The organism is Mesorhizobium sp. M7A.F.Ca.CA.003.01.2.1, assembly GCF_003998945.1.
GTDB classification, from domain to species: Bacteria; Pseudomonadota; Alphaproteobacteria; order Rhizobiales; family Rhizobiaceae; genus Mesorhizobium; species Mesorhizobium ciceri.
Window position 1 is genome coordinate 1 of sequence record NZ_RZRA01000603.1, and the last position, 3,525, is coordinate 3,525.

The 3,525-nt window shown below is 61.2% G+C and carries 3 protein-coding genes; 2 read left to right on the forward strand and 1 reads right to left on the reverse strand.

Annotated elements, in window-relative coordinates; genetic code table 11:
• On the reverse strand, window positions 1-536 hold a 536-nt coding region (locus EN969_RS22015), incomplete at its 3' end, for a M17 family peptidase N-terminal domain-containing protein (RefSeq protein WP_281060021.1).
• A 361-nt stretch (window positions 537-897) separates the two neighbouring features.
• Between EN969_RS22015 and EN969_RS22020 the strand changes: the two genes are divergently transcribed.
• Together EN969_RS22020 and EN969_RS22025 are read left to right on the forward strand one after the other, a co-directional pair.
• Entirely contained in the window at window positions 898-1,800 is a 903-nt protein-coding gene (locus EN969_RS22020; protein ID WP_024503328.1) for a LysR substrate-binding domain-containing protein, read from the forward strand.
• Window positions 1,801-2,040: 240 nt separating this feature from the next.
• Window positions 2,041-3,498, forward strand: a complete 1,458-nt coding sequence (locus EN969_RS22025; RefSeq protein ID WP_024503329.1) for an NCS1 family nucleobase:cation symporter-1 — start codon at window positions 2,041-2,043, stop codon at window positions 3,496-3,498.
• The last annotated feature ends 27 nt before the right edge of the window (window positions 3,499-3,525 follow it).

Sequence of the window (3,525 nt, forward strand, 5' to 3'; positions counted from 1 at the left end):
TCGATGCCGGCTTCACGCAGGGGCTCAAGATGATCGTGGAAATTGTCTGGATGGAGATGGTTCGGCGGCAGGTTGACCAAGGTGCGTGCATATTCGACGCCGTCGGCGATGGCATTGATCCGCGCCAGCGCCGCTGTCAGATCCGGGCCGCGAGCCCCTACCAGTTTCACCCGCAAGGTTCTATCCGCTCCCGCCCCTTGCCGCCGGTTGCGCATATCGAAACGATAGCGGCGTAGCCGCATGCCAAGCGCGACACGCGCCAGGATTTCGGCGCCGGGCAGGTCAACGCCGGCGATCGGGTCCAGGACCAGGGTGGGCGCGCATTCCCCCTTGCCCTCGAGATGCGCGGCAAGCAGACCGCCGGCGCGCGCCAGTGATAGGGTGGTTACGGCTTCAGCTTTGCCCAGGGCCAGGACGACCACGCGCTTGGTCGATACGGACTGCGGGGCAATAAGATCGATGCAGGTGCCGGATTCGATCAAGGCGGCCGGGTCGGAGCAGGCGCGCGAGAGAATCCCGCCCATCTCGGCATCCAAGGCGGCTGCCCGCGGGCCGAAGCCTGTTTGGGCAGTTTGCAAGATCACGACGACGGAGGCTTCCGAGGAAATCTCGTCCGCGGTCTCGAAAACCGGCGCTGGCGATTGAGGCATAGGCTGGCGCTCTCTCCGATTGCGGCAATACCAGCCGGGTAGCGAGCAACGCTTCGCTCACCCCGGTGGAGACTGGTCAAGCCGGTCTCCGCCGTTCGTGGTATAATGCCGGTCCCCAAATAGTCGCTTTCTTGAGACGACTTAATTGCTCTTGTCATCTGGGTATCCCCTAACAGGGCAGGCGATCAAACGCGAATTCTGCCCATGTCGATTGACAAAAACTCAACTCACAATTCATGATCGGCCAATGGCCCTTCCCTCACTCAATGGCATGCGCGCTTTCGAGGCCGCCGCTCGCCTTGGCAGCGTCAAGGACGCGGCGGAAGAACTGCATCTGACACCCTCGGCTGTCAGCCGGCACATCCGCGCGCTTGAACGAAATCTTGGCCAGGACCTGTTCGAACGCGGTTTTCGCCAGATAACGCCAACCATAAGGGGCTCCTACTATGCGCGCAGCCTCTCGGAGGCGTTCGAAGCGATCTGGCGCGCCACCGATGACGTCAGCCTCTCCGAGGGGTCGCGCCACGGCAAGATCCAACGTGTTCGGGTCTTGTGCGTGCCCACCGTTCTGAACCTTTGGCTGGCGGACCGGTTGCCGAACTTTCGCCGGTTGCATCCGTCGGTGGATCTGGAGATCTCCACTTCAGGCAAGCGCGCCAACTTCGATTTGGCCATTGTCGACGAGTTCGTCTACAAGGCCGGCCCGGCTCTGACGCTGCTGATCCCGCTGCTTTTGACGCCGGTCTGTGCGCCTTCGCTTCTGGAGGGGCCTGTGCCGCTGCGATCGCCGGCCGATCTGGTCAATCATCATCTGATCCATGAATGCGAAACCATGAGATGGAAGCGTTGGCTGGAGCAGGAAGGCGTTCTGGAAACGACGCCAAAATCCAGCACAACACTGGATGATTGCACCTTGATCATGCGCGAAGCGATCAATGGCGCCGGAATAGCGCTTGCGGACACGATGATGGCGCAAGATTTTCTGCAGCAAGGCAAGCTGGTCGCGCCGTTCCGTGCCCGCCACACCTATCCGGCCGGCATTTACCTGCATCAGCGTCGCAGCATCGGCAACAAGCCAGGCACCGGTCTGTTTCAGGATTGGCTGCTCGCCGAAGTCGCGGACCACAAGCAGGTGATGGCAATCGCTTAGATGCCCCCCAACCGAAAATGTCGGGAGCCACCGCTTCAGATTGGAATCCCCGCGTCGAACCTCGACTCATCCGTGGTCCAGCGATGACCCACCATCGCCTTGCATCGATAATCGCAGTTCTCATTGAATATCTTTAAGGCCAAAGCCGGCAAATAGGTTGCTTGTCGGTTCCCCTGCGGCAGGCTTAACCTGCACGCGGCCAACGCGTGAGGGCGCGTGCTGCAAAAGGGGAACATTGCCATGACGATACAGGGTGCTTCACCTGATCTGTACAACGAGGATTTGGCTCCGGCCAAAGTTCGAAACTGGGGACCATTCTCGATCTTCAACGTCTGGACGTCGGACGTCCACAGCCTTTGGGGCTACTATCTTGCCGCCAGTCTGTTCCTGTTCTGCGGCGGCTTCGTCAATTTCATCATCGCCATAGGCATCGGCTCGCTGATCATCTACGCGCTGATGAACATGGTCGGCTATGCCGGCGTGAAGACGGGCGTGCCCTACCCCGTGCTTGCCCGCGCCTCTTTCGGCATCTGGGGCGCCAACATACCGGCGCTGGTGCGCGCCGTCGTCGCCTGCTTCTGGTACGGCGCGCAGACTGCCGCCGCCTCGGGCGCGATCGTGGCGCTGCTGATCCGCACGCAATGGTTCGCCGATTTCAACGCCAGCACGCACTTCCTCGGTCATACCGGCCTGGAGGTGATCTGCTTCGTGGTCATCTGGGGGCTGCAATTGCTGATCATCCAGAACGGCATGGAAACGGTCCGCCGCTTCCAGGACTGGGCCGGCCCCGCGGTGTGGGTGATGATGCTGATCCTGGCGATCTATCTCTGTGTCAAATCCGGGAGATTTGCCTTCACCAGCGACATCCCGATGGACGTGCTGCTGGACAAGACGAAGGATGCGGGCGTGCCCGGCACGCCTGGCTCCTGGACCTCGCTGTTTGCGGTGGCCGCGATCTGGGTCACCTATTTCTCGGCGCTCTATCTCAATTTCTGCGATTTCGCCCGTTACGCGCCTGACAAGGCATCGCTGCGCAAGGGCAACATCTGGGGCCTGCCGATCAACCTGATCCTGTTTTCTCTGGTGGCCGGCGTCACCACCATTGCCGCCTTTGACGTCTATGGCGAGGTGCTGCTGCATCCCGACCAGATATCGGCGAAATTCGACAGCTGGTTCCTGGCAGCCCTTGCTGCCCTGACCTTTGCAGTTGCGACGCTTGGCATCAACGTCGTGGCGAACTTCGTCTCGCCGGCCTTCGACTTCTCCAATGTCTTTCCCAGGCAGATCGACTTCAAGAAGGGCGGCTATATCGCGGCCGTGATCGCCCTGCTGCTCTATCCCTTCGCGCCATGGGAAGGCAGTGCGGCTTCCTTCGTCAACATCATCGGCGCGACGATGGGGCCGATCTTCGGGGTGATGATGGTCGACTACTACCTGATCCGGAAGGGTGAGGTCGACGTCGAGGCGCTTTATCGCGAAGATGGCGAATTCCGCTTCCAGGGCGGCTGGCACGTCAACGCCTTCATCGCCGCCGGCATCGGCGCCATCTTCTCGTCGATCCTGCCCAACTTCACCAACTGGCTGCCGTCCTGGTGGGGTGTCTATGGCTGGTTCTTCGGCGTGGCGATCGCCGGCATCATCTACTACGTGCTGCGCACCGCCGCTTTGGGCGCCGGCGCCAGGACCGCGAAGGCCTGACAAGGTGAATTTTGGGGCGGCGAGAGC

What these genes read in the sequence shown, in the direction of transcription:
- EN969_RS22020 (WP_024503328.1), top strand. Translation starts at nt 898, where the DNA reads ATGGCCCTTCCCTCACTCAATGGCATGCGCGCTTTCGAGGCCGCCGCT.
- EN969_RS22025 (WP_024503329.1), top strand. Translation starts at nt 2,041, where the DNA reads ATGACGATACAGGGTGCTTCACCTGATCTGTACAACGAGGATTTGGCT.